At 69.4% G+C, this 21,326-nt stretch carries 16 protein-coding genes; 7 read left to right on the top strand and 9 right to left on the bottom strand.

Annotation, left to right across the window (positions count from 1 at the left end):
• Window positions 1-745 precede the first annotated feature (745 nt).
• Both OHA88_RS42620 and OHA88_RS42615 read right to left on the bottom strand, forming a co-directional pair.
• Window positions 746-1,942 carry an epoxide hydrolase family protein gene (locus tag OHA88_RS42620; protein ID WP_328623892.1) on the bottom strand — a complete coding sequence of 399 codons (1,197 nt, stop codon included), beginning with the start codon at window positions 1,940-1,942 and terminating at the stop codon, window positions 746-748.
• A gap of 476 nt (window positions 1,943-2,418) precedes the next feature.
• Window positions 2,419-3,351 carry an NADP-dependent oxidoreductase gene (locus OHA88_RS42615; RefSeq protein WP_328623893.1) on the bottom strand — a complete coding sequence of 311 codons (933 nt, stop codon included), beginning with the start codon at window positions 3,349-3,351 and terminating at the stop codon, window positions 2,419-2,421.
• Between the two features lie 89 nt (window positions 3,352-3,440).
• Between OHA88_RS42615 and OHA88_RS42610 the strand changes: the two genes are divergently transcribed.
• A complete protein-coding gene (locus OHA88_RS42610; RefSeq protein WP_328623894.1) occupies window positions 3,441-4,376 on the top strand; it encodes an AraC family transcriptional regulator in 936 nt (311 codons plus the stop codon).
• Between the two features lie 311 nt (window positions 4,377-4,687).
• On the opposite strand, the gene OHA88_RS42605 is transcribed toward OHA88_RS42610, so the two are convergent.
• Entirely contained in the window at window positions 4,688-6,118 is a 1,431-nt protein-coding gene (locus OHA88_RS42605) for a dihydrolipoyl dehydrogenase family protein (protein WP_328623895.1), read from the bottom strand.
• A 432-nt stretch (window positions 6,119-6,550) separates the two neighbouring features.
• Window positions 6,551-7,024, bottom strand: a complete 474-nt coding sequence (locus OHA88_RS42600; RefSeq protein ID WP_328623896.1) for a VOC family protein — start codon at window positions 7,022-7,024, stop codon at window positions 6,551-6,553.
• A 1,015-nt stretch (window positions 7,025-8,039) separates the two neighbouring features.
• Between OHA88_RS42600 and OHA88_RS42595 the strand changes: the two genes are divergently transcribed.
• The gene (locus tag OHA88_RS42595; protein WP_328623897.1) at window positions 8,040-8,513 is read left to right on the top strand and encodes a MarR family winged helix-turn-helix transcriptional regulator; all 474 of its coding nucleotides are present in this window, start codon (window positions 8,040-8,042) and stop codon (window positions 8,511-8,513) included.
• Between the two features lie 299 nt (window positions 8,514-8,812).
• Here the strand turns inward: OHA88_RS42595 and OHA88_RS42590 are convergent, their stop codons facing one another.
• Window positions 8,813-9,193, bottom strand: coding sequence for a hypothetical protein (locus OHA88_RS42590; protein ID WP_328623898.1), 381 nt, complete (start codon window positions 9,191-9,193; stop codon window positions 8,813-8,815).
• 435 nt (window positions 9,194-9,628) lie between these two features.
• On the opposite strand from OHA88_RS42590, the gene OHA88_RS42585 reads away from it, so the two are divergent.
• A complete protein-coding gene (locus tag OHA88_RS42585; protein ID WP_328623899.1) occupies window positions 9,629-10,069 on the top strand; it encodes a hypothetical protein in 441 nt (146 codons plus the stop codon).
• A 643-nt stretch (window positions 10,070-10,712) separates the two neighbouring features.
• Window positions 10,713-13,514, top strand: coding sequence for a helix-turn-helix transcriptional regulator (locus tag OHA88_RS42580; protein WP_328623900.1), 2,802 nt, complete (start codon window positions 10,713-10,715; stop codon window positions 13,512-13,514).
• Between the two features lie 77 nt (window positions 13,515-13,591).
• Here the strand turns inward: OHA88_RS42580 and OHA88_RS42575 are convergent, their stop codons facing one another.
• Window positions 13,592-14,344, bottom strand: coding sequence for a type 1 glutamine amidotransferase (locus OHA88_RS42575; RefSeq protein ID WP_328623901.1), 753 nt, complete (start codon window positions 14,342-14,344; stop codon window positions 13,592-13,594).
• Window positions 14,345-14,893: 549 nt separating this feature from the next.
• Between OHA88_RS42575 and OHA88_RS42570 the strand changes: the two genes are divergently transcribed.
• Together OHA88_RS42570 and OHA88_RS42565 are read left to right on the top strand one after the other, a co-directional pair.
• Window positions 14,894-15,649, top strand: coding sequence for an SDR family NAD(P)-dependent oxidoreductase (locus OHA88_RS42570; RefSeq protein ID WP_328623902.1), 756 nt, complete (start codon window positions 14,894-14,896; stop codon window positions 15,647-15,649).
• Window positions 15,650-15,793: 144 nt separating this feature from the next.
• Entirely contained in the window at window positions 15,794-16,681 is an 888-nt protein-coding gene (locus OHA88_RS42565; protein WP_328623903.1) for an ABC transporter substrate-binding protein, read from the top strand.
• Window positions 16,682-16,737: 56 nt separating this feature from the next.
• On the opposite strand, the gene OHA88_RS42560 is transcribed toward OHA88_RS42565, so the two are convergent.
• A complete protein-coding gene (locus tag OHA88_RS42560) occupies window positions 16,738-17,442 on the bottom strand; it encodes a 2-phosphosulfolactate phosphatase (RefSeq protein WP_328623904.1) in 705 nt (234 codons plus the stop codon).
• Window positions 17,443-17,844: 402 nt separating this feature from the next.
• Here OHA88_RS42560 and OHA88_RS42555 point away from each other — a divergent pair, with 402 nt between their 5' ends.
• Complete coding sequence (locus tag OHA88_RS42555) at window positions 17,845-19,029, top strand: RNA-guided endonuclease InsQ/TnpB family protein (protein ID WP_328623905.1); 1,185 nt, start codon at window positions 17,845-17,847, stop codon at window positions 19,027-19,029.
• 103 nt (window positions 19,030-19,132) lie between these two features.
• On the opposite strand, the gene OHA88_RS42550 is transcribed toward OHA88_RS42555, so the two are convergent.
• Window positions 19,133-19,780, bottom strand: a complete 648-nt coding sequence (locus tag OHA88_RS42550; RefSeq protein ID WP_328623906.1) for a class I SAM-dependent methyltransferase — start codon at window positions 19,778-19,780, stop codon at window positions 19,133-19,135.
• Window positions 19,781-20,131: 351 nt separating this feature from the next.
• A complete protein-coding gene (locus tag OHA88_RS42545) occupies window positions 20,132-20,584 on the bottom strand; it encodes a hypothetical protein (protein WP_328623907.1) in 453 nt (150 codons plus the stop codon).
• Window positions 20,585-21,326: the final 742 nt, after the last annotated feature.

Raw genomic sequence — 21,326 nt, 5'->3', positions numbered from 1 at the left:
CCCTGACCGCTGCCGAAGCAGGATCGCACCGTACTACGCCGCTTCGCGGCTCCGGGTCTCAGGATGCGTTTCCCGCCCGGCCTGAAGGCCGGGATTCCCACGCAAGATCTGGGATGGCACCCTTCCGGGGCGGAAGGGTTCACAACTGCTGGGCACACAAGCCGCTTTGGCGAACATGGGCACGATGGAGTGAACGGTGCGACGATCGGTGGGTGTGTCTGGCGGGGTGTGCGTAGCGTGCTCGGTGCGATCTGGGACGCCGGGTGTGGCGTCAGCGGTCGGGGCCCCCGTGTCACCAGCGAGATGGTGCGGGGCCTCCCCGTCGCCTCTGGCCACACCCCTATGGCCAGGTCGTAGGGATCCCGCCCGCCCGGGACGGACCGCATACGGGATATGCGTCGCCGACCGGGACGCGAAAGCGGAGGACCAGCGCGCCCAACACCGTTCGGGGCGCGCCGGTGAGTCAGGACTCACTCCTGCTCACTGCCCAGGAACGGTGCTGTGGGGAGTCTGCGTCACCGACATGGCGGCCGCTGCAAAGGGACAGAGCGTGGGGATGTGATCTCCGGCGTCCGCACGCGCCGGCGGGAAACCGCACATGATGTGCCGGTGGCGCGCCCGGAGTGAGCTCGTGGACGAGACGCTCGGGGCGGCCGTGGGCCCCGGGGCGGCCGGGTGGCTCGGTGTCGAGCCGCCTGGCCGCCCCGTCGAGCGAGGGCGTGTGTTGTCGGTCGGGCGCGGTCGGTCAGCGCATGGGGCGGAAGCCGGTGCGGACCTCGTTCACGAAGTACTCCGGCTGCTCCCAGGCGGCGAAGTGGCCGCCCTTGGGGAGCCGGTTGTAGTGGACGAGGTTGGGGTAGGCCTGCTCGGTCCAGCTCTTGGGGGCCTGGTAGAGCTCGTCGGGGAAGGCGCTGACGGCGACCGGGAGCTTGACGTTGTTGATACCGAAGAACGAGGTCGTGTTCTCCGCATACAGACGGGCCGCGGAGATCGCCGTGTTGGTCAGCCAGAACAGCGTGATGTTGTCCAGGACGTCGTCCCGGGACAGGCCCTCGGTCACCCCGTCGAAGGACCGGGAGATCATGGCCAGGCTCTTCGCGTCGTGGTCGAGCATGAACGCCGCCAGACCGACCGGGGAGTCCGCCAGCCCGGTCAGCGACTGCGGGCGGTCCCCCATCATGTATGCGTAGTAGACGTGCTTGTAGGTGAAGCCCAGCTGCTCGACGGCCACCTTCTCCTCGTCGGAAAGCGACAGACCCTCGGGCAGCGGGTCACCCTTGGCGAGCGCGGCATCGATGCCGGCCGGGATCACCTTGGGCATGTTGGTGTGGATGCCCACCAGACCCTCGGGCTCCTGCGCACCCATCAGGTCGGTGACGATCGCACCCCAGTCGCCGCCCTGCGCCACATACTTGGTGTAGCCCAGGCGCTTCATCAGCTCACCCCACGCACGGGCGATGCGCTCCGGGCCCCAGCCCTTCTCGGTGGGCTTGCCGGAGAAGCCGTAGCCGGGCATCGACGGGATGATCACGTGGAAGGCGTCCGAGGCGTCGCCGCCGTGGGCCGTGGGGTTGGTGAGCGGCTCGATGATCTTCAGCTGCTCGATGACCGAACCCGGCCACCCGTGCGTCACGATCACCGGCATGGCGTTCTCGTGCTTCGAGCGGACGTGGACGAAGTGGATGTCCAGCCCGTCGATCTCGGTGATGAACTGCGGGTAGGAGTTCAGCTTCGCCTCGACCTTGCGCCAGTCGTACTCCGACGCCCAGTAGTGCGCCAGCTTCTGCATCGTGGCCAGCTGGGTGCCCTGCGACTGGTCGACGACAGTCTCCCTCTCCGGCCAGCGCGTGGCCTCGATGCGCGCCCGCAGGTCCTTGAGGTCCGCCTCGGGGAACTCGAACGTGAACGGACGAATCGCATGCTGGTCAGAGGTAACAGACATGGTGGTCTCCTTGATGTCTCAATGAATTGCAGGTGAGGCGGGATTCGGCGACGGGTTCGCAGACGTTTTTGCGACGCGTCGATCCCACTGGCCGGCGCTGGGACCGTGTGGCCCTCTCCTGCTTTCCGGCGCATTTCCATGCTGGGCCTGGGCTGCCCCATCGGTAATCCGGAATGTGACCTGGGCTCCGCACGGGGTGGTGGCGTCTTCCTAGGTAACTTGACGCGGTACGCCGGCAGGCGTCATGACAGTCATGCGGCTCAGTGCCGCCGGCGTCACCGTGGTGAGGGGACGGACAAGCAGGGTCGCCGCTTCACCGCGTGCCGTCATGAAGAGGCTCACGTAACAGGGCGGGTCCTGGGACTGTCCAGCGGTCCCGTGTCGGCGTACTCGTCAAGGTGCTCAGCCAGGTACACGGGAACGTGCCCAGCGACTGGCCGGCGCGGGACCCGAGATCAAGGTCCGGCCGCCTGGGCTCAAGGGATGACGATGACCTTGCCTCGGGTCCGTCCGGCTTCGCTGAGGTGATGGACGTCTGCGAGGTCGGTCAGTGGCCGCGACTCGCTGATGTCGATGCTGAGCGCGGCCGCGTCGACGAGTTCCACGAGCGCCGCAAGATGTGCGACATCGTTGCGGGCGACCATGTGCATCGCGCTCACCCCGGCGTCGGCAGCCGGCTCGATCGGGGTTGCGATCGAGATGATCCTCCCGCCGCGCCGCACCAGAGGCGCCAGAGCTGCGGCGCCCGGCGGGCTCAGCGGGACCAGGTTGAGCAGAGTGTCCACCGGACCGTCGAGCGCGGCGCTCACCGGCCTGGCGGTGTAGTTGATCACTTGATCCGCCCCCTGCCGCAGGACCACCTCGGTGCTCCGAGGACTGGCCGTGGCGATCACCTCCGCCCCCGCGTACTTGGCGAGCTGCGTCACGAAGCCTCCGACGCCGCCACCCGCACCGTTTACCAGCACCCGCTGACCAGCGGCCACCTTCCCGTGCTCGAACACCGCCTGCCAGGCCGTCAGTCCGGCCACGGGAAGGGCTGCAGCGTTCGCGAGAGGGATGGACGCCGGCGCGGCGACCAGCACGGCAGCGGGCGCGCGGACGTACTCGGCAGCCGCACCCCCGCTGTCGAGCCGCCCGATGACCCGGTCGCCGACGGCGAAGCCCTCCGTCCCTGCGCCGATCTCGGCCACAGTGCCGGCGACGTCCCAGCCGAGCGTGTAGGGCAGGTCCACGGGGAAGAACGCGTGCAGCAGTCCGGCGCGCAGAGCGGCCTCGGTGGGATTGAACGAGGTCGCGGCGACATGGACAAGCACTTCACCGAAGGCGGGCCGCGGACGGGGGACGGCGTCGTAGCGGACCACGGAGGCATCGCCGTACTCGTGGATTCGCGTGGTCTTCATCATCGTCATGCCGCGAATCTACGACCGCACTCGGAGACGATCCATGCGCCAGACCGCCCAGTTCATGCGCGTGCGTCTCGCACCCGTACTCTCGGCGCATGGATGTACTCAGCGACGTAGTCGCGGTGACACGGACCGGCCGGCCCCGGTCGGCGCATGTGCGGTGGCATGCCCCGTGGGGACAGGAGTTCGCCTCCGTCCCCGGGTCGGCGGGCTTCCAGGTGATCCTGCAGGGTTCCTGCTGGCTGCTGCCTCCGAACGCGGAGCCCGTCCAACTGGGCACGGGCGACGTGGTGTTCCTCCCCCACGGCAGCGGGCACACCCTGGCCGACAGCCCCGAATCCCTCGTGACAGCCTCTGCATGCGGCCCCGACAACCACGAGCAGTACGACGCCTACGCCTCGGACAGCGTCGACCGGAGCGGAGACGGCGGTCCGGTCACCGTAGTGCTCTGCGGGGCCTACCAGCTCGACCCGTCCCGCACTCACCCGCTGCTGCTGACCCTCCCGGATCTGATCCACTTGCCGGCACACTCGGGCCGCCATCCCGAGTTGCGCTCAGCCGTGCAACTCCTGGCCGCCGAGATGGAGTACCCGCGTCTGGGCACGGACGCAGTCGTCCCCGCCCTCCTGGACACACTGCTGCTGTACATCCTGCGCATCTGGTTCACCGAACAGCCCGCCCGAGGAGACACCACCGGATGGGCCGCCGCACTGAACGACCCACCGGTCACCGCCGCCCTCCACGCCATCCACCGAGACCCGGCAGCACCCTGGACCGTGGCGAAACTCGCTGCGGAAGCCGGACTCTCCCGGGCACCGTTCGCCAGACGCTTCGCCCTGCTGATCGGCCAACCGCCCCTCGGCTACCTGACCTGGTGGCGGATGACCACGGCAGCGCGCCTGCTACGCACATCGGACGCACCGTTGAGATCCATCGCTGCCCAGGTGGGCTACACATCCGAGTTCGCCTTCGCCAACGCGTTCAAACGCACGCACGGGACCGCACCCGGAGCGTACCGGCGGAACAGCTGATCCGGAGCGGCAAACCTGAGCACGTTCAGTCGTACGCGGCTGGGCACATTCAGGTGTACGCCGACATCCCGCCCCGTGCGCCGGTGCCGGTGCCATGGACCGGCAACAGTTTTGTGATCTTCGGTCGTCATCAAGTGGTCCTCAACCCGGGCCAGTTGTGGCGCACGCGCACTCAGACGCAGACGCAGACGCAGACGGGCGATACCTGCCGGAGGGCTTTCCGGCTGGGCTCGCCGGCGTTGGGGAAACAACGGCCGTGCGGCGAACCGCCGGAAAGCTGGTCGGGTCCGGGCGTCCCGCAGTGGCTGCCTTCAGCCTCGGTGGGTTTCCAGCAGTCGCAGCCAGATTTCGCCGAGGGTGGGGAAGGCGGGGACGGCGTGCCAGAGCCGGTCGAGGGGTACCTCGCCGGCGACGGCGATGGTGGCGGAGTGCACCAGTTCCCCGACGCCGGGTCCGGCGAAGGTGACGCCCACCACGGTGTTGCGGTCGGTGTCGATGAGCATGCGGGCCCGGCCGCGGTAGTCCTCGCCGTACTGGTGGGCGCCCGCAACGTGTGCGAGGTCGTAGTCCACCACCTCGATCCGGCGCCCGCTCTGTTCGGCCTCGCGGCTGGTCAGACCGACGGAAGCGACCTCGGGGGTGGTGAAGACAACCTGCGGGACGGCCACGTGGTCAGCGGTGGCGACATGCGCGCCCCAGGGCGCGTCGTCGACCGGTTCCCCGTTGGCGCGGGCCCCGATGACAGCGCCGGCGATCCGGGCCTGGTACTTGCCCTGATGCGTCATCAGGGCGCGGCGGTTGACGTCGCCGACGGCGTAGAACCAGCCGTCGGCGACGTCGGTCACTCGGAAGGTGTCGTCCACCTTCAGCCAGTCGCCCGGGGTGAGACCTATCGTCTCCAGCCCCAGGTCCCAGGTCCGCGGAGCACGGCCGGTGGCCAGCAGGATCTCGTCCGCCACCAGATGCCCGCCATCGGCCAGGGTGATCTGGACCTCGCCGCCCTCGCGCGCCAGAGAGGTCACGGAGGTTTCGAACCGGATATCGACACCGGCCTCCCGCAGACCGTCGGTCACCAGCTCGCCGGCGAACGGCTCCATCCGCTGCAGCAACGCGTCCTCGAGGACCAGCATGGTCACCTGGGAACCGAGCGCCTGCCAGGCGGTGGCCATCTCGACGGCCACCACACCGCCGCCGACCACGGCCAGACGGCCGGGGACCTTGCCCGCACTGGTCGCCTCACGGCTGGTCCAGGGGCGAACGGTGTCCAGGCCCGGGATAGGGGGCAGAGCCGCGCCGGTTCCGGTGGAGACGGCCACCGCGTGCCGGGCGGTCAGGGCGACGGTGTCGCCGTCGGGAGTCTGCACCGACACCTGCTTGGGACCGGTGAGGCGGCCATGGCCGCGGATCAGATCGACGTCGACCGAGTCCAGCCAGTCGACCTGGTCCTCGTCCTTCCAGTACGAGGACATCTTGTCGCGGTGCGCGAGAACCGCCTCGACGTCCAGCGGCCCGGCCACCGCCGGGTTGAGTCCGGGTATGCGGCGTGCGTCGGCGCGCGCCACCACCGGGCGCAGCAGCGCCTTGCTGGGGTCACAGGCCCAGAACGAGCACTCCCCGCCGAGCAGTTCACGCTCCACGATCACGGTACTGAGACCGGCGGCACGGGCACGTTCGGCCACGTTCTCACCGACCGGCCCAGCGCCGATGACAATCACATCGTAGGTGCGGGTGGTCTCGTTCATTACTGCTCCATTCATCACTGCTTCTGCAACTCAGGTGGATTCGGCGGCCCGGCACCTGGCCGCGCGCTGTTCCCCCGCTTTCACCGGGGAGATCCGCAAGGGCTGCAGTGCTCGGTTGATGCGGTTGCGTGCTCTCCGGACCGCTGGTGCCGGGGCGCGCCTTCGCGCCTGGCGGTTCGGTGCCGACGTGCTCTCCGGACCGCCGGTGCCGGGGCGCGCCTTCGCGCCTGGCGGTTCGGTGCCGACGTGCTCTCCGGACCGCCGGTGCCGGGGCGCGCCTTTGCGCCTGGCGGTTCGGTGCCGGCGCCCTGGGCCGGGTCGGTGCCGCCGTCCGGTGTCCGGCTTTGCGGGTGCTGTGGCCAGGGCCTGAAAGGGGGTGGCCGCGGTCCGGGTCGGTCATGACCGTTGCACCGCCGGGTGGTTGATGCGGTGTCAGCGGCCGGGGGCCCGGTTCACCACTTCCTGGAGCACCCAGCCGTTGCCGTCGGGGTCGCTGAAGGTGAGGTAGGAGCCGTAGGAGGCGCGGTCGGGGTGCGGGCCGGTCCGTCGTTCCTGGCCTGCGCCGCGGTGGACGGCGGTTCCGACGTCGTGGCCGTGGTGGAGGAGTCCTCCGGCGTCGTGGAACACCTCGCTCACGTCGATGCCGCGGCTGGTGAGCTCGGCGTGGGCCTCTTCGATGTCGGTGACGATGAGGTACAGGCTCTGGATCGCGCCGGGGGCGGTGGAGGTCATTCCCTCGCCGAAGATGATCGAGCACTCGGAGCCGGGCGGCGTGAGGTGGACCACCCGGAAGTCGTCACTGGCCGTGTAGTCGACGTCCAGGCGGAATCCCAGCGCTTCGTAGAAGGCCTTGGTCCGGTCGATGTCGGAGACGGGCAGCACGATCATTTCGAGCTTCAGATCCATGGGGATGTCCTTGTTTGTTGGCGTCGGTGAATTTCACACATCCGTGCGTCACCGGTTCTTCTGGTGATTGCGGCATTCGGGGCGACAGGTGCGGCCCCGGCTCGCTGTGGTGAACGGCCGGGATGGGCGGTGGGGTGGCTCATCCTGCGGTTCAACCTGATAAGAAACCTATCTGACACTTAAATCGTGTGCAAGTAAAACTTGAAAACTGAGAGTGTGGCAAAGGAAACATCCGGCGGCGGCCCCGGCCTCCGGGGCCGGGTGGCGGCCGTCCCGGACGCGGCCGAGTCCGGGGCCGGGGCGGGGTTCGGGGTGCACCCCGGGCGGCCGCCGGTACAGTCGGCGCGTGCGGGACCTTCGGGGAAGCTTCCGCGAGGCGGTCATCCTGCGGTGCGAGCCCGGCGGCGCCGACACGGCGTCCGGAGTTTCAGCGCTCCGGAGGGCCGCTTCTCACGCGGCCCACGGTTTCGACGGGAGGCACACCGTCTCGCCCGCATCGCCGATCAGCATGTCGAGCCCGCCCGCTCCCGGCGACGGCGTCCCCGGCCGAGCCGGTCCGTCACGGCGGGAGCCGGGCGAAGGCCCACCGGAAGATCCTCAAAGACGTGGAGGGATGCGGGCCACACAGGCACCGGATGGCCGCGACCGGCCCGGCTCGAGGGCGCGCCGACGAACAGGATCCTGGGATACTCCGCACACCGGCCGCCTGCAGTGCACCGAGCCATCGACGAGCGGACCCCCGCTCGAGCTCGACCTGCACTTGAGCTCGAACCCGCGCTTGAGCTCGACCTGCGCTTGAGCTCGACCTGCGCTTGAGCTCGACCTGCGCTTGAGCTTGACCCGCGATTGCACCGCACAGGACCGGCCCGTCGGCCAGTTCTGTTTTCGCGGGCCGGCGGCGGGCGAGAACCGGCGCGACCTGATCCAGCCTATTAAGTGTGCACAATATAATGTTGAGCATGTAAGTTTTGGGGTATGCTAACTATGCGTGAAAGATTCGCGCGGAGGAGGAGTCATGATGAGCAAGATCGAGACCGGTGCCGGACAGGGCGAGACCGCCGAGGTCAGCCTGCTCCTCGAGGACCAGATGTGCTTCGCCCTGTACGCAGCGCAGCGCGCGGTGACCAGTCGCTACCGCCCGCTGCTGGAGGAGCTCAATCTGACCTATCCCCAGTACCTGGTGATGCTGGTGCTGTGGGAGCACGGCGCCCTCCCCATCAAGTCCCTGGGCACGCTTTTGCAGCTCGACTACGGCACCTTGACCCCGCTGCTCAAGCGCCTGCAGGCTCACGGGTTCATCCGGCGCGAGCGCCAGGCGAGCGACGAGCGCTCGGTGCAGATCACCCTCACCGAGCAGGGGACCGAGCTCCGCGAGCGCGCTCTCGCCGTTCCCGTCGCCATGGGGGAGGCTGTCGGCTTGGGCCCTCGTGAGATCGAGGATGCCAAGTGCTTCCTCGAGCGTCTGACAGCCAACCTCTCCGCAGCCTGACCCGGCTGCCGCCCGTCACTGAATCGCCGCCCCGTCCACGCTCGAGCATCCACCGCCGGTCCGCCACCTGCGCCCTGCGCCTCGCGCTCCGGTATCAGCCGGGACCGCGAGGTTCGGCGCAGCTGCCACTGAAGCGGCCGGGCTACGTGTCTCGCTGAGCGCCGGGCGCGCCCGCTCGGCGCAAGAGCCATTTCCGAGGTGACGTCGCCCCGAGCCCCGCGGTGAGAGAGCCGCATCGCTCAGCGCCGGCTTTCCCGTGCCCCCGCTCCCCCACCCGGCCCGTGCTCCGGCGCGGCCGGCTACCGCGGGTGGATGTTGCGAGGTCCGGCCACGTACATCCCGCTCTCGAGATCGGTGCCGCTGAAGGGGATGACGTCGCGGTGGCGTCCGCCGTGCGTCCACACGCTGCGCTCTGCGACGACGCCCACCAGCACATGCGCGAGTAGCGCGAACCGTCCGGCACAGGCTTCTCCCCCGGTCCGCTGCGCCCGCTTGCGCCCGCTCCTGGACGGCCACCGGACCGGCGGGACACCGATGCCGCCCGCCCGCACGAAGGCACGGGCGGCGCCCCGTGGCCCCGGGCGGCGACGGCGCGCAGGCGGCGGCGATCTCCTCGGTTGTGAGCCCGGAGCCCGACGGCCTCGCCGGGGCGGGGCATCGGCGAGGATGCGTTCGCGCATCGCGGCATCCTCCTCGGGGAGGGGCACCCCGACGCCCTGTCCGTCGCCGGCCGACGCCGGCGTGCACTGAGGGCCGTTGACCTCCGGGCAGCGGCGTGAGGGTCGTCAGGTCGACCGCCCCGAGCGATGGCCGGTACACGCCGGTCACCGTGCGGGAGGCGGCGTAGCAGGTGAAGTGCAACCGGGTCGTTCACGAGCAGGAACAGCCCAACTGTCCCTTTTCTACCGATTTGGTGTGACAGGTCACAGGAAGCGCTTCCGTTCCTGTGACATCGCTGGTCAGGCGCGTCGCGCCCATGATCCATCATCTCTTCCGCGAGCGAATCACTCACTTGTAACTTGTACACGAGGTAATTTCGCTCTAGGGTTTTGATGTGGCGCCGGACAGTCCGCATCCCGGAGCCGTCACCGACGCATCCGACAGGGAGATCACCGATGAACCGCAAGCTCAAGAGCCACTCTTTCCGGACATACGCCGCCCTCGGAACCGCCGCCGGTGCGGCAGCGCTGGCCCTGATGGTCACCACGCCCGCCGGCGCCACCGAGGCGACCGAGATCGAGTCTCACCACCCGGGCGCCAAGCCGCCGGTGGTGCTGGTGCACGGCTCCTTCGCGGACTCCTCCAGCTGGAACGGCGTCGTCAAGGATCTGAAGCGCTCCGGCATTGCGGTCATCGCGCCCGCCGACCCGCTGCGGGGCTGCTGCACAGCAACGTCGACCAAGAGTGCGTACATCAACAGTGCGTACATACCGCACGACCGGGCCGAAGCCCGTGAGCAAGCAACCACCACTCAGGCCGGGGCCGTATCCCGACCGTGCGGGGAGGATGGATCCGGCAGGCCGAGGCCGATGCTGGCGAGTGCGATGGCCGGCTGACCACCGACGAACTGGAAGAACCGGCCCAGCTGCGGCGGGAGATGAGCCGGCCGCGCCGGGTGAGCGAGGCCCAGCGCACCGCTGAAGGAGCCCCGCGCATCCTCATCCGCCCCTGGGGCCCCGCCGAATGGCAGGACTGACTCTCGCCGCCCACGACCTCGGCCGGCTCACCGTCAACGGCCTCACCGGCGAGCCACCGTTCCTGGGCAGTGAGCAGGAGTGAGTCCTGACTCACCGGTGCGCCCCGAACGGTGTTGGGCGCGCTGGTCCTCCGCTTTCGCATCCTGGTCGGCGACGCATATCCCGTATGCGGTCCGTCCCGGGCGGGCGGAATCCCTACGACCTGGCCATATGGGCGTGGCCAGAGGCGACAGGGAGGCCCCGAACCATCTCGCTGGTGACACGGGGGCCCCGACCGCCGACGCCACACCCGGCGTCCCAGATCGCACCGAGAACATGACGCACACCCCACCAGACACACCCACCGACCGTCACACCGTTCACTCAAACGTGCCCACGTTCGCCAAAGCGGCTTGTGTGCCCAGCAGTTGTGAACCCCACCTTCGACGCGCGGCGGCACGCGGCCGTCGAACCTACCTCGCCCAGCCCCCCTCTGACCCACGAACTGCGATGGGAGCGTGTGATGACCGGCAGTGACTCCTTCAAGCACGGTACGGCCGGCCCCCTGGTCGGCCGGGACAGTGACCTGCGGCGGATCCGTGACCTTCTGGGCCTCGGGGCCGGGGGTGGAGCATTGCTGCTGTCGGGAGACGCGGGAGTCGGGAAGACGGCAGTGCTGGACGCTCTTGCCGAGGAAGCCCACGCGCAAGGAACCCGGGTTCTGCGTGCTGCCGGTGTGCAGTGCGAGGCGAACTACAGCTACTCGGGTCTCAACCAGGTCCTCTATCCGTTCCAGGACGCACTCGGTGAACTGCAGGCACCTTTTCGTAGCGCCCTGCACGTCGCGCTCGGCTTCGAAAGCGGCTCACCTCCGGAACGGCTGATCGTCTCCAACGCCGTACTGCTCCTGCTGCGAACGATCGCCGACCGCACCCCGCTTCTGCTGATCGTCGACGATCTCCCCTGGATCGACCGGGCGAGTGCGGCCGTACTGGGTTTCGTCGCGCGACGGACGACCGGCATCCGCGTGAGCCTCCTGGCCGCGTCGCGTTCCGGAGCGCGGAGCCTGTACGACGGTGGTGCCCTGACCGAATACCGGCTGCAGCCGTTGGACGAAGCGTCGGCGGCCCACCTGGTCAGTACAAGATTCCCGGACCTGGTCGCCGGCGCCCGCCGGCACCTGCTGGCGCTGGCGCATGGCAACCCACTGGCTCTGCTGGAGCTGCCGTCCGCGTTGCCCACGGCGCCGGGCCCGGCCGGCGAAGTCCCCGCCGTGCTGCCGCTCAGCCGGCGCCTGGAGACAGTGTTCGGCTCCCGGGTCACCGCTCTGCCGCGGCCGTCGCAGTGTCTGCTCCTGGTGGCCGCGCTGGAAGGCACGGGCGATCTCGGGGTGCTGCAGGCGGCCACGCGGCAGGCGAACGCCGGGTACGGCCTGGACGACCTGGCGCCCGCCGAGCGTGAGCAACTGGTCCACATCGACGAAGGAGTACGACGGCTGAGGTTTCGTCATCCGCTCATCCGTTCCGCGGTGGTGGGGAACTCCACCAGCGGCGAGCGGCGTGCGGTGCACGCCGCGCTCGCCCACGTCCTGGTGGACCAGCCCGAACGGCGGGCCTGGCACCTGGGCGAGGCGACCCTGGAACCGGACGAGAACGTGGCCGCCCTGCTGGAGCACGCGGCGCGGATCACTCTGCGCCGCGGTGACGCCGCGGGCAGCATGCGCACACTGATCCGGTCCGCGGACCTCACCCCGCCCGGCCCCGACCGCGCCCGCCGGCTCGCCGAGGCGGCCTACGTCGGCGCCGAATCCACCGGCGCGCTGGCAAGCGCCCAAAGGCTCCTGGACGAGGCCAGGCGCGCGGCCCCCGATCACAAGAACTCCCTGCACTCGGCGGCAGCAACTGCCTTTCTCCTCCTGAACGGCGACGGTGACATCGACACAGCCCACCGCCTGCTGGTCTGTGCCATCGAGACGGGAACCCACGCGTACGACGCCCAGGACAAGGCGCTCGTAGACGCTCTCGACACGCTTGCGCTGATCTGCTTCTTCGGTGCCCGGCACGACCTGTGGCAGCCGTACTACCGGGCGCTGGAGAAGCTGACGCCCGAGGTGCCCGTGGTCCTGTCCGCGCTGGGCAAGACGTTCTCCGACCCGGCACGCACAGGTGCCGCGGCCCCGGAGGAACTCGACGAGCTCGTGGCGGAACTGGCCGGCGTGACCGACCCCGTCCAGATCACGCGGGCCGGCACGGCAGCCCTCTACCTCGACCGGCTCGGCGACGTCCGCGAAGCGGCCTGGCGTGTGGTGCGCATGGGACGCAACGGCGGCCCGGCCCGCCGGTACCTGGCCGCTCTGATCCACCTGTGCCTGGACGACTACCTCACCGGGATGTGGGACGAGGCGGCGCAACTGGCCGACGAGGGGGTCCAGCTGTGCGAGACACACGGCTACACCGCCTTCGCCTGGTACTTCCTGTACATCCAGGCGATCGTGGGTGCCGCCCGCGGGGAGGCGGACGAGGCGGAGGCGACAGCCGAGCGGATCATCCGCTGGGCCGTGCCCAGAGGAGCGTCCTGCGCCGCGCACCATGGCCATCACGCCGCGGCCGTGGCAGCTCTGGGACGCGGTGACGTTGCCGGCGCATACGAGCACGCGACCGCCGTCAGCCCGGCGGGGAGTCTGGCCTCACACGTACCGCATGCTCTGTGGGTGACGATGGACCTGGTGGAGGCGGCGGTCAGGACCGACCGGCAGACGGAGGCAGCCGGCCATGTCCGCGCGATGCGCGAGGCCGACGTGGCCGCGATTTCTTCACGGCACGCCCTGCTGACGGAGGGCTGTGCCGCCCTGTGCGCCGCCACCGACGACGAAGCTCTCCAGCTGTTCGCGAAAGCCCTGGCGGTACCCGGTGCGCAGCGGTGGCCGTTCGACTTCGCCCGCATCCAGCTGGCCTATGGCGAGCGGTTGCGGCGCGGCAGGGCGACCATCGAATCCAGGGGGCCTCTCAGCGCCGCGCTGTCCGCGTTCGAACATCTCGGAGCCCGGCCATGGGCGGAACGTGCCGAGGCGGAACTGCGGGCCGCCGGCTGGAGCAGGCGGCGCACCGAGGCGTCGAAGGTGCATACGCTCACGCCCCAGGAGCTGGAGACAGCCCGGCTGGCCGCCTCCGGACTGACCAACAAGCAGATAGCGGAGCGTCTGTTCCTCTCCCACCGGACTGTCGGTACCCATCTTTACCAGATCTACCCGAAGTTGGGCATCACGTCCCGTGCCATGCTGCGAGACGCCCTGGAATCCGGGTCGTGGTCGCAGGGCAGGCATTGAGGTGCTCTGCCGGCTGACGCCGGGAGATTCCTGCTTGTCCTGCGGCGGCGGGCTCGGCGGGCTTCGCGCGTAACGGTCTAGAGGTTGGCGCGTTCCACGAAGAGGTTCCGCAGGTGGGTCAGGCTCCGCTCGGCCAGCGGGCGCAGGGCTGTGGCGGCTGCGCGGGCGTCAGCTTGCAGCCGGGCCGTGGCGTCGGGGCCGAGGGCGTGCCTGGCCTCGGTGGCGAAGGATGTTTCGGCGAGCCAGTCGTCCAGAAGGCCGGGAGTGACCTCCAGGTGGAACTGGAGGCCCCAGGCGGCCGGGCCGGCCCGGAATGCCTGGCACTGGGTGGTGTCGGTGCGGGCCAGGACGCGAGTGCCGGGAGCGGGCACGATGCGGTCGCCGTGCCAGTGGAGCACGGCGGGGGCGTCGGCCAGCGGGCCGACGACCGGATCGTCACGGTCCACGCCGTACAGCGGGGACCAGCCGATCTCGCGTGGGTGGCCGAGCTCGGCACCTGTGCGTACAGTCAGGCCGTGGGCGCGGGCGAGGAGTTGGGCTCCCAGGCACACGCCCAGCGTCGGGGTCCCGGACCGCAGCGCGTCGGCCAGCAGCTCCCGCTCCCGCTTCAGGGCCGGATGGCCTGCCAGGTCATCGGCGTTCATGGGACCCCCCATCACGACCAGTCCTGCCAGGTCGGATACGGGCGGCAGTTCGCTCGCTGAGGCGTCCCGCCCGTCGACCAGGTTCCGGATGTCGATGTCGAGACCGCTGCCGTCCAACGCGTCCAGGATCAGTCCGGGCTTTTCGACCTCGATGTGCTGGAGGACGAGGACAGTGCGCGCGGGCATGGCGGCGGTCTCCTCGCAGGAACGGGGAATCAGGGACAGGAGGGACATCCATCCTAAACATGGCAGGTCACCCGGGGCCGGACAGGCGCAGCCGGTGCGCATCGCGTGCCATGGCTCGATCCTGCACCGCGTTTGTCAGGGACGCGGGACGGCGGCACGAGGGGCGGGCGTGGCCGTGAACGCGCCCCGGCCCCGGTCGCGCACCCGGGCCGCCGGTCCAGCTCGCACCGTCGTCGCAGGGCGCCTCGACTGTGAGCTTGACGGTCTTCCGGGGCGGCAGGCCGTCCTGACGGCGCACCTCACGGCATGGTCGCCCGTCGCCGTGCCTCGGATTTCGTCGCCGGGATCGGTCTTCTTGTGCGGTGCCACCGTGATTCCGACGGTGCAGTCGCGCTGCTCGGGACGGCGATCGGCCGGGCCGGGGTAGGGGTGTGACCGCGCCCCAGCGGTGGTGCACGCGGGTGATGTTCAGGTCCCGGCCGGGATCGACGATGAACGGCTTGGGGCGGTCATGCCGACGGCCCGCGATGATGAGCAGGAGGTGGGACTGTGACTGGGGCAACGGGCAGGGTGGCACTGGTGACAGGCGCCGGCAGCGGAATCGGTGCGGCCACCGCGCGCCTTCTGGCCGCGCGAGGGATGCGCGTGGTGGTCAACTACCTGCGCAGCGGCAAGTCGGCCGAAAAGGTCGTGGCGGGCATCGAGGCCGCGGGCGGCCGGGCCATGGCCGTGCAGGCCGATGTGCGCGAGGCAGCGGCGGTCGAGAGCATGGTCGAGCAGGTCCAGGCGGCATGGGGCGGCGTTGACGTGCTGGTGCACAACGCGCTGATCCCGTATGCGGTCAAGCCGTTTCAGGACATGACGTGGGAAGAACTGGGCGGCAAGCTCGACGCCGAGATGCATGCGGCGTTCCTGGTCACGAAGGCTGTCCTGCCCGCCATGACCGGACAGGGCTGGGGGCGCATCATCTATCTCGGTACCGGCCTCAGCCGCCGGCCCCGGGAGGGCATGATCGCACTGGGCACGGCCAAGGCCGCACTGGAGCAGTTCGCCCGGTACGTCGCCCAGGAACTGGGCCCGCAGGGGATCACGGTCAACGTCGTCGCGCCCGGCCCGGTGGAGTCCCGCATGGCGGATGACGTGTTCGACGATGCGCACAAGCAGCGGCAGGTGGCCGCTACTCCCCTGGGCCGCCTGGCGTACCCGGCCGACGTCGCCCAGGCGGTCGCCTTCTACGCCGGTGAGGACAACGCCTTCATGACCGGCACCACGGCCGCGGTCAACGGCGGAATGTCGATGGACTGACGCCCCGCTGTCCCCCGCGCACCGGGTGCGTACCGTCCCGGTCCGGCACGCACCCGGCGCACCGCCCCTCCTTCGGGACCATGGGCCGCAGCGCCCGCGTCATGCGCGGGCGCGTGACGGCGGCACGATCAAGGAAAACCATTCATGCACACGATCGATCTCGCCTACGTCGGGCGGGGCCTGCACGAGGAGCTGGCCGCCTACATCGCCGATCAGCAGGACTACTACGCCGACGAGGGCGTCCACGTCGCGCTGCGCGACGGCTGCGCCTGGGACGAGGAGCGGCTGCGCCGCGGTGTCACGATCGGGCTCGGCCGGGCACTGCTGTCCCGACTGACCGACGGCATCCCCTGGGTCGCACTCCATGTCAACACCCACCGCCCGCTGTTCTGGTTCCTCGCCCGCCCCGGCCTGGCCTCCCTGGCCGACCTGGCCGGCCGGCGGCTGGCGGTACACGCCCCCCACACCGCACCCGGGTGCTTCACCCGGATCGTGCTGCGCCGGGCCGGCCTCGACCCGGACCGCGACATCCACACCGTCGTCCGCTCGCCCGGCGACTACGGCATGGACCTGCGCCGGCTGCACAACGGCGAGATCGACGCCGCCCTGGTCGGCAGCACCATGGCACCGGAGGCGGTCGCCGCCGAGCACGGCTGGCAGGTGCTGGCCTGGGTCGGCGACCACTTCCAGATCCCCACCGTGGGCCTGGCCGTCGACCCCACCTGCATCCACCCGGACGCCCCCGCGGTCCAGGCCGTCGTACGAGCCCACCGGCGCGCCCTGCAGGTGATCCGCAACGACCCCGACACCACGGTGCGACACATCCAGACGTTCCTCGGCGGGCACACCTCAGACGAAGCCCGAGCCCACTACGAGAGGTTCGTCGCACCGTATTTCACCACCGACGGCCAGGCCGACCTCACGGTCGGGGCCACCGCGATCGCTGCGGTCGCCGCCGAACTCGGCGTGCCCGCCACCGTCACCGCAGCCGATTTCTACCGCACCGCCACCACGCCCGGGACATGCAGTTGATACCGCATACCCGACAGGGTGCTCGCTCCCGCATGCTGAAAGCGGACCTCACCCCGTTATCGGACCGGGTCCTTGTCAGTCAGCGAAGGCATCGTGCGTGGACGCAGGACCATGAGCGAGCCTTCCAAGGCCGCCACCATGGCAAAGGGGAACCGGTCGACCTCAAGACAGAGCGCGACGTCATCAGGATGGACTCCTTGACGCACCCCCTGCGCCAGTTCGGCGGCGGCGCGCGACTCGGCAGCGCGGCGGAGGAACTCAGCAGCGTCCGTCCCGGCCTCGGTGGTCCTGCGAGCGATGTACTGAGCACACGCCAGATCTTCATCGGCCTGCCCGTCGTCGCCAGTGACCACGAACGTGACACTGTCACTCTTGCGCGTCCGCAAGAGCTGAGCCGTTGCCTCCGCCACCACGAAGCTGGCGCACAGCACCAGGTGCGCCTCCTTGACCGCAAGGGCGCCGACCGTCCCTGCCGTGGTTTTCTGCACAACGGTCCGTCCGCCGACGTCAACGGACCGCAGCAGGCCCGGGGAGTTGACGGTGTCGAACCCGGGCGCGGGCGGACCGTCTTTGAGCGCCACCCAATCCGGGTGGCGAGCCTTGAGCGCCAGGGCTTCGTCCAGCGACTCAGCAAGAACGATCTTTTCCGCCCCCTGGGCAAAGGCCCAGGCAGCCACGGTGAAAGCACGCATGACGTCGACCACGACCGCCACGGACGGGGCTTCGACCAGATCAGCGATACCGAGGAAACGCGTGCCCATTCCGATCATGATCGCGCATGCCCGACCCGAGACACCCGGACAGTGATGCGCATCACGTCGAAGGGCTCGCAATGCAACACCTCCGGCTGCCTGCGTCGCGAACGCGGTCCGCGACGACACGCCCGCTCCATCGCCACACCGGTGACCTGCGCACGGTCTCTGCGGGCACAAGGCGCATCGTCGTCCCCGATGCCCTCATGAACGGCCTGCCACCGCACATCACCGAATGCCTCCGAGGATGCCCCGGCCTTCAGGCCGGGGAGGAATCGGACTCCTGCGGAGCAGGGCAGGGAAAGCCGGATCGCCGCCAGGGCGATCGGGCTTCCGCCCACCGCGACGGTGCGCTTCCCCACCGTGGTCAATTGTTCTCAACTGTCGGTCCTCCCCGATAGGTTGATATGCATGACGACAGCGGCAGAGACGGCAGGTGACGGGCATGCCCGGTACACCTACCGGCTGCGCGTGTCGTCGACCGCAGCCTCCGCGCTTGAAGCGGAATGGGCGCGATGCCGGTGGATCTGGAACGAGTGCGCGGCCAGGTCGAAGAAGGCGCACGCCGACGACGAGAAGTGCGGGCCGGCCCGGCTGGACAAGATGCTGACCGAGGCCCGTACCGCGATGGCGTGGTTGCGCGAGGGCAGCTCGGTGCCGCAGCAGCAGATCATCCGCGACTTCGCGAAGTCCCGCGCCAAGGCGCTGAAGGACATCAAGGCCCGGTTGCCGATGCGGCAGCGCGCCGGGATGCCGAAGTACAAGAAGAAGCACCAGACGGACCCGAGTTTGAACTACACGCAGCGCGGGTTCCGACTCAAGGATGGGCGTCTGCATCTGGCCGGCGGGATCAGCCTGACGGTGGTGTGGTCGCGGGACCTGCCCAAGCCGCCGTCTTCCGTGCGCGTGTACCGCGACAGCCTCGGACACTGGTACGCGTCGTTCGTCGTCGCGACCACCACCGAGCACCTGCCCGCGACGGGCCGTGTGATCGGCATTGACTGGGGCGTGAAGGAAACCGCCACGACGACGTCCGACGCACACGACCTTCCCCACGCGCAGCACGGGAAGAACGCCGCCCAGCGCCTGGCGAAGTACCAGCGGATGATGGCCCGACGCCGCCCAGCGAAGGGGCAGGCCGGATCGAAGGGCTACCGGCACGCGAAGCGGCAGACCGCGAAGCTGCACAAGAAGGTCGCCAGGCAGCGTCAGGACACCGCCCATAAATGGGCCAAGTCCGTTGTCCGCGACCATGACGCCCTTGCGGTTGAGGACTTCCGGCCCAAGTTCCTGGCCAAGTCGACCATGGCCCGCAAAGCTGCCGACGCCGCGATCGGCGCCACCAAAGCCGCACTGATCGAAATGGCCCGCAAGCACGGGCGCACCGTGCACCTGGTCAACCCCGCGCACACCACCATGGACTGCGCACCCTGCGGAGCGAGAGCCAAGCACCGCCTACCTCTTTCCGAGAGAACGTATACGTGCACCGTGTGCGGAACCGTCTCGCCCAGGGACAAGAACTCCGCCCACGTGATGCTCGTCCGGGCTGGTCTCAACCCGGCTAGTGCTGATCTTGTAAGCCCTGCCACCTGCTAGGTGCCAGGCGAGGTGAGCTAGGAATCCCCCTGCTTTAGCTGGGGGAGGATGTCAACCAAGTGATCTACGGACACACCCGCACCGGCACTGCCCCTTTCCTGGGCTAGGCCTTGCGGGCGAGCAGTTGAATTTCCTGGAACTGCCGTCGGTCGGTGGGCTGAGGCTCGCGAACCATCCTGGCCACCTCGGCCAACCCCGACTTGCGCAGCATCGCGGCGAGGTGATCAGGCGACCACCGATAGGCCGGTACGACCGCGTGATCGAAGACCTGCGTCGGGTGAGACGGATCATCGCTTGCCGAAAAGCCGACCAGAAGGTGGCCGCCAGGCGCCAGCACACGGTGGAACTCCGCGAAGACGGCAGGGAGTTCCTCCGGCGGAGTGTGGATGATGGACCAACGTGAGAGCACGCCGCCCAGCACACCGTCGGCGATGTCCAACGCGGCCATCGAGCCCACGTCGAACCGCAGGCCCGGATAGGCCTGCCGAGCCAGCTCGATCATCGCGGGAGAGGCATCGACACCGAACGCCGCCAGCCCCAACTCATCCAGATGAGCGGTGACATAGCCAGGTCCGCACCCCAGGTCCGCGACCTGACTGTCCCCACTCGCACTGACGACCTCGGCGAAGGCGCTCAAGATCGCACGGTCCAGGGGCCGCTCACGCAGCGTGTCGCAAAACAGTTGCGCATAGCTGGGGGCAGCAGCGTCGTAGGCCTCGCGGGTGGCACTGAGAACATCATGTTCGACCATGCTCGCAACGGTAGTTCCCGCGCCGAGGCGAGCCGAGAGAATCACGATCTTCCCTCCCGCCCGCTCGACCGGGCTGTCGCCGGCTCACAGAGGCCTTGCGTCCGCCGCTGTGTGCTTCGCCCCGAGCCGTCCCGGTGTGGCCGGCTGGTGGAGATCCGCGACCACCTCATCACCCGCACCGCCGGGGCCGGGCGCGAAGGCCGGCCGGGCGAGGCGGACGGCCTGCGGGGCCGGCCTCGCCGGCGCGGAGGACAACCGTGCCCCGCTCGACCGCAGACCCAGCCCCGTCAATCCCGGGATCCCCGCTCTGCCCTCAGCTTCGAGTCCGCAACGGGCTCCGAGCGATGAGCGCTACTGCAGTGCGCTCCTCAGCGCAGGCACTGCGGGCCCTGAACTCGTGGAAGGGACCTTCCAGTAAAAAGCGACGCCGTCGCCATCGCCGTAGACGAGCGTGCCGCCCCTCTCGGCGGCGGTGATGTCGAAGGCAACGGTCTCGGCCTGGTAGGTGTGGGGCCGCACGGCCGGGCCGCCCTCACTGAAACCGACGGGAGCGATCTTTCCCGCACCCTTCCCCTCCCCCTGCTCGACGGTATGCCCGCCGGGTGTCTTCCACCTGAAGCCACCACTGCCGGCCGTGGTCTTCACCGCGGCCTTGCCCCGATTCATGGCCTGGAAGGTGACAACGGCGAACAGACCGCGCTCGGGGGTGCCAAAGCTGGTCCTGTCGGTATAGACGACGGTATCCGGGGTGATCTGCACCGTCCCCCTGCCCTCGGCACCGGCGGTGTCGGCGCCCTGGCCCAACCTGAGAACAGCGCGCGGACCGGGCTGCCGATGGTTTGTGCCGTCGCTGCCGGTACACGCGGTGAGACTCAACAAGCCCGCCCACTGCTGCGAGCGTGGACGCTGTGACGATGCGGCGCATGATTCCTCTGGCTGGGAGCAGGCGAAGAAGTAGACAAGTCTGCTCCACACCGGCACGTCAGCTGAATCAACGTTGCCCTGTTGTGACCAACAAGGCGATCCTGACGGGCACTTCTCACCGCCGTACGACAACGAAGCCGGCCCGGGCAGGACGAGCCGTCAAAATACGTACTTCGGCGGCCGGCACAGAACACGAACGACCACATCGGTGACGACGAAGTACCCCGGGCCCACCCAACCGTCCTCTTTGCTCACGAACCGCGGACCGACCTCGCGAAAGCAGCAACGGAACACGCGGCGGCACAACAAAGCCCCAGCGGCCAGCAGGACCCCAGCGGCAACAACTGCACCGACCGTCACGGCGAGCCGGACCGCCTGGATCCTGACGACATTCTCTCTACGCATCGCACCAGCCTGCCGAACCGCAGAGACTCGCCCACCGCTCTCGCCGGAAGGTGTGCCAGCGCCCCGTTCTCACCTCCGCAGCCGGCGGCCCGGTGGGCGGTGAGCGGTGGGCGATGGCGGGGGCCGATCACATGGTCTCCCGCGCCGGCCCGTGTCGGGTGCGGCGGCACACACCGCCTCCGCACGGCCCTGGCGCAGGCCGCTGACGCAACCACGC

Source organism: Streptomyces sp. NBC_00353, from assembly GCF_036108815.1.
GTDB lineage: Bacteria > Actinomycetota > Actinomycetes > Streptomycetales > Streptomycetaceae > Streptomyces.
Note: the sequence above shows the minus strand (reverse complement) of the source record. Positions and strands in the feature narration are given on the sequence as shown.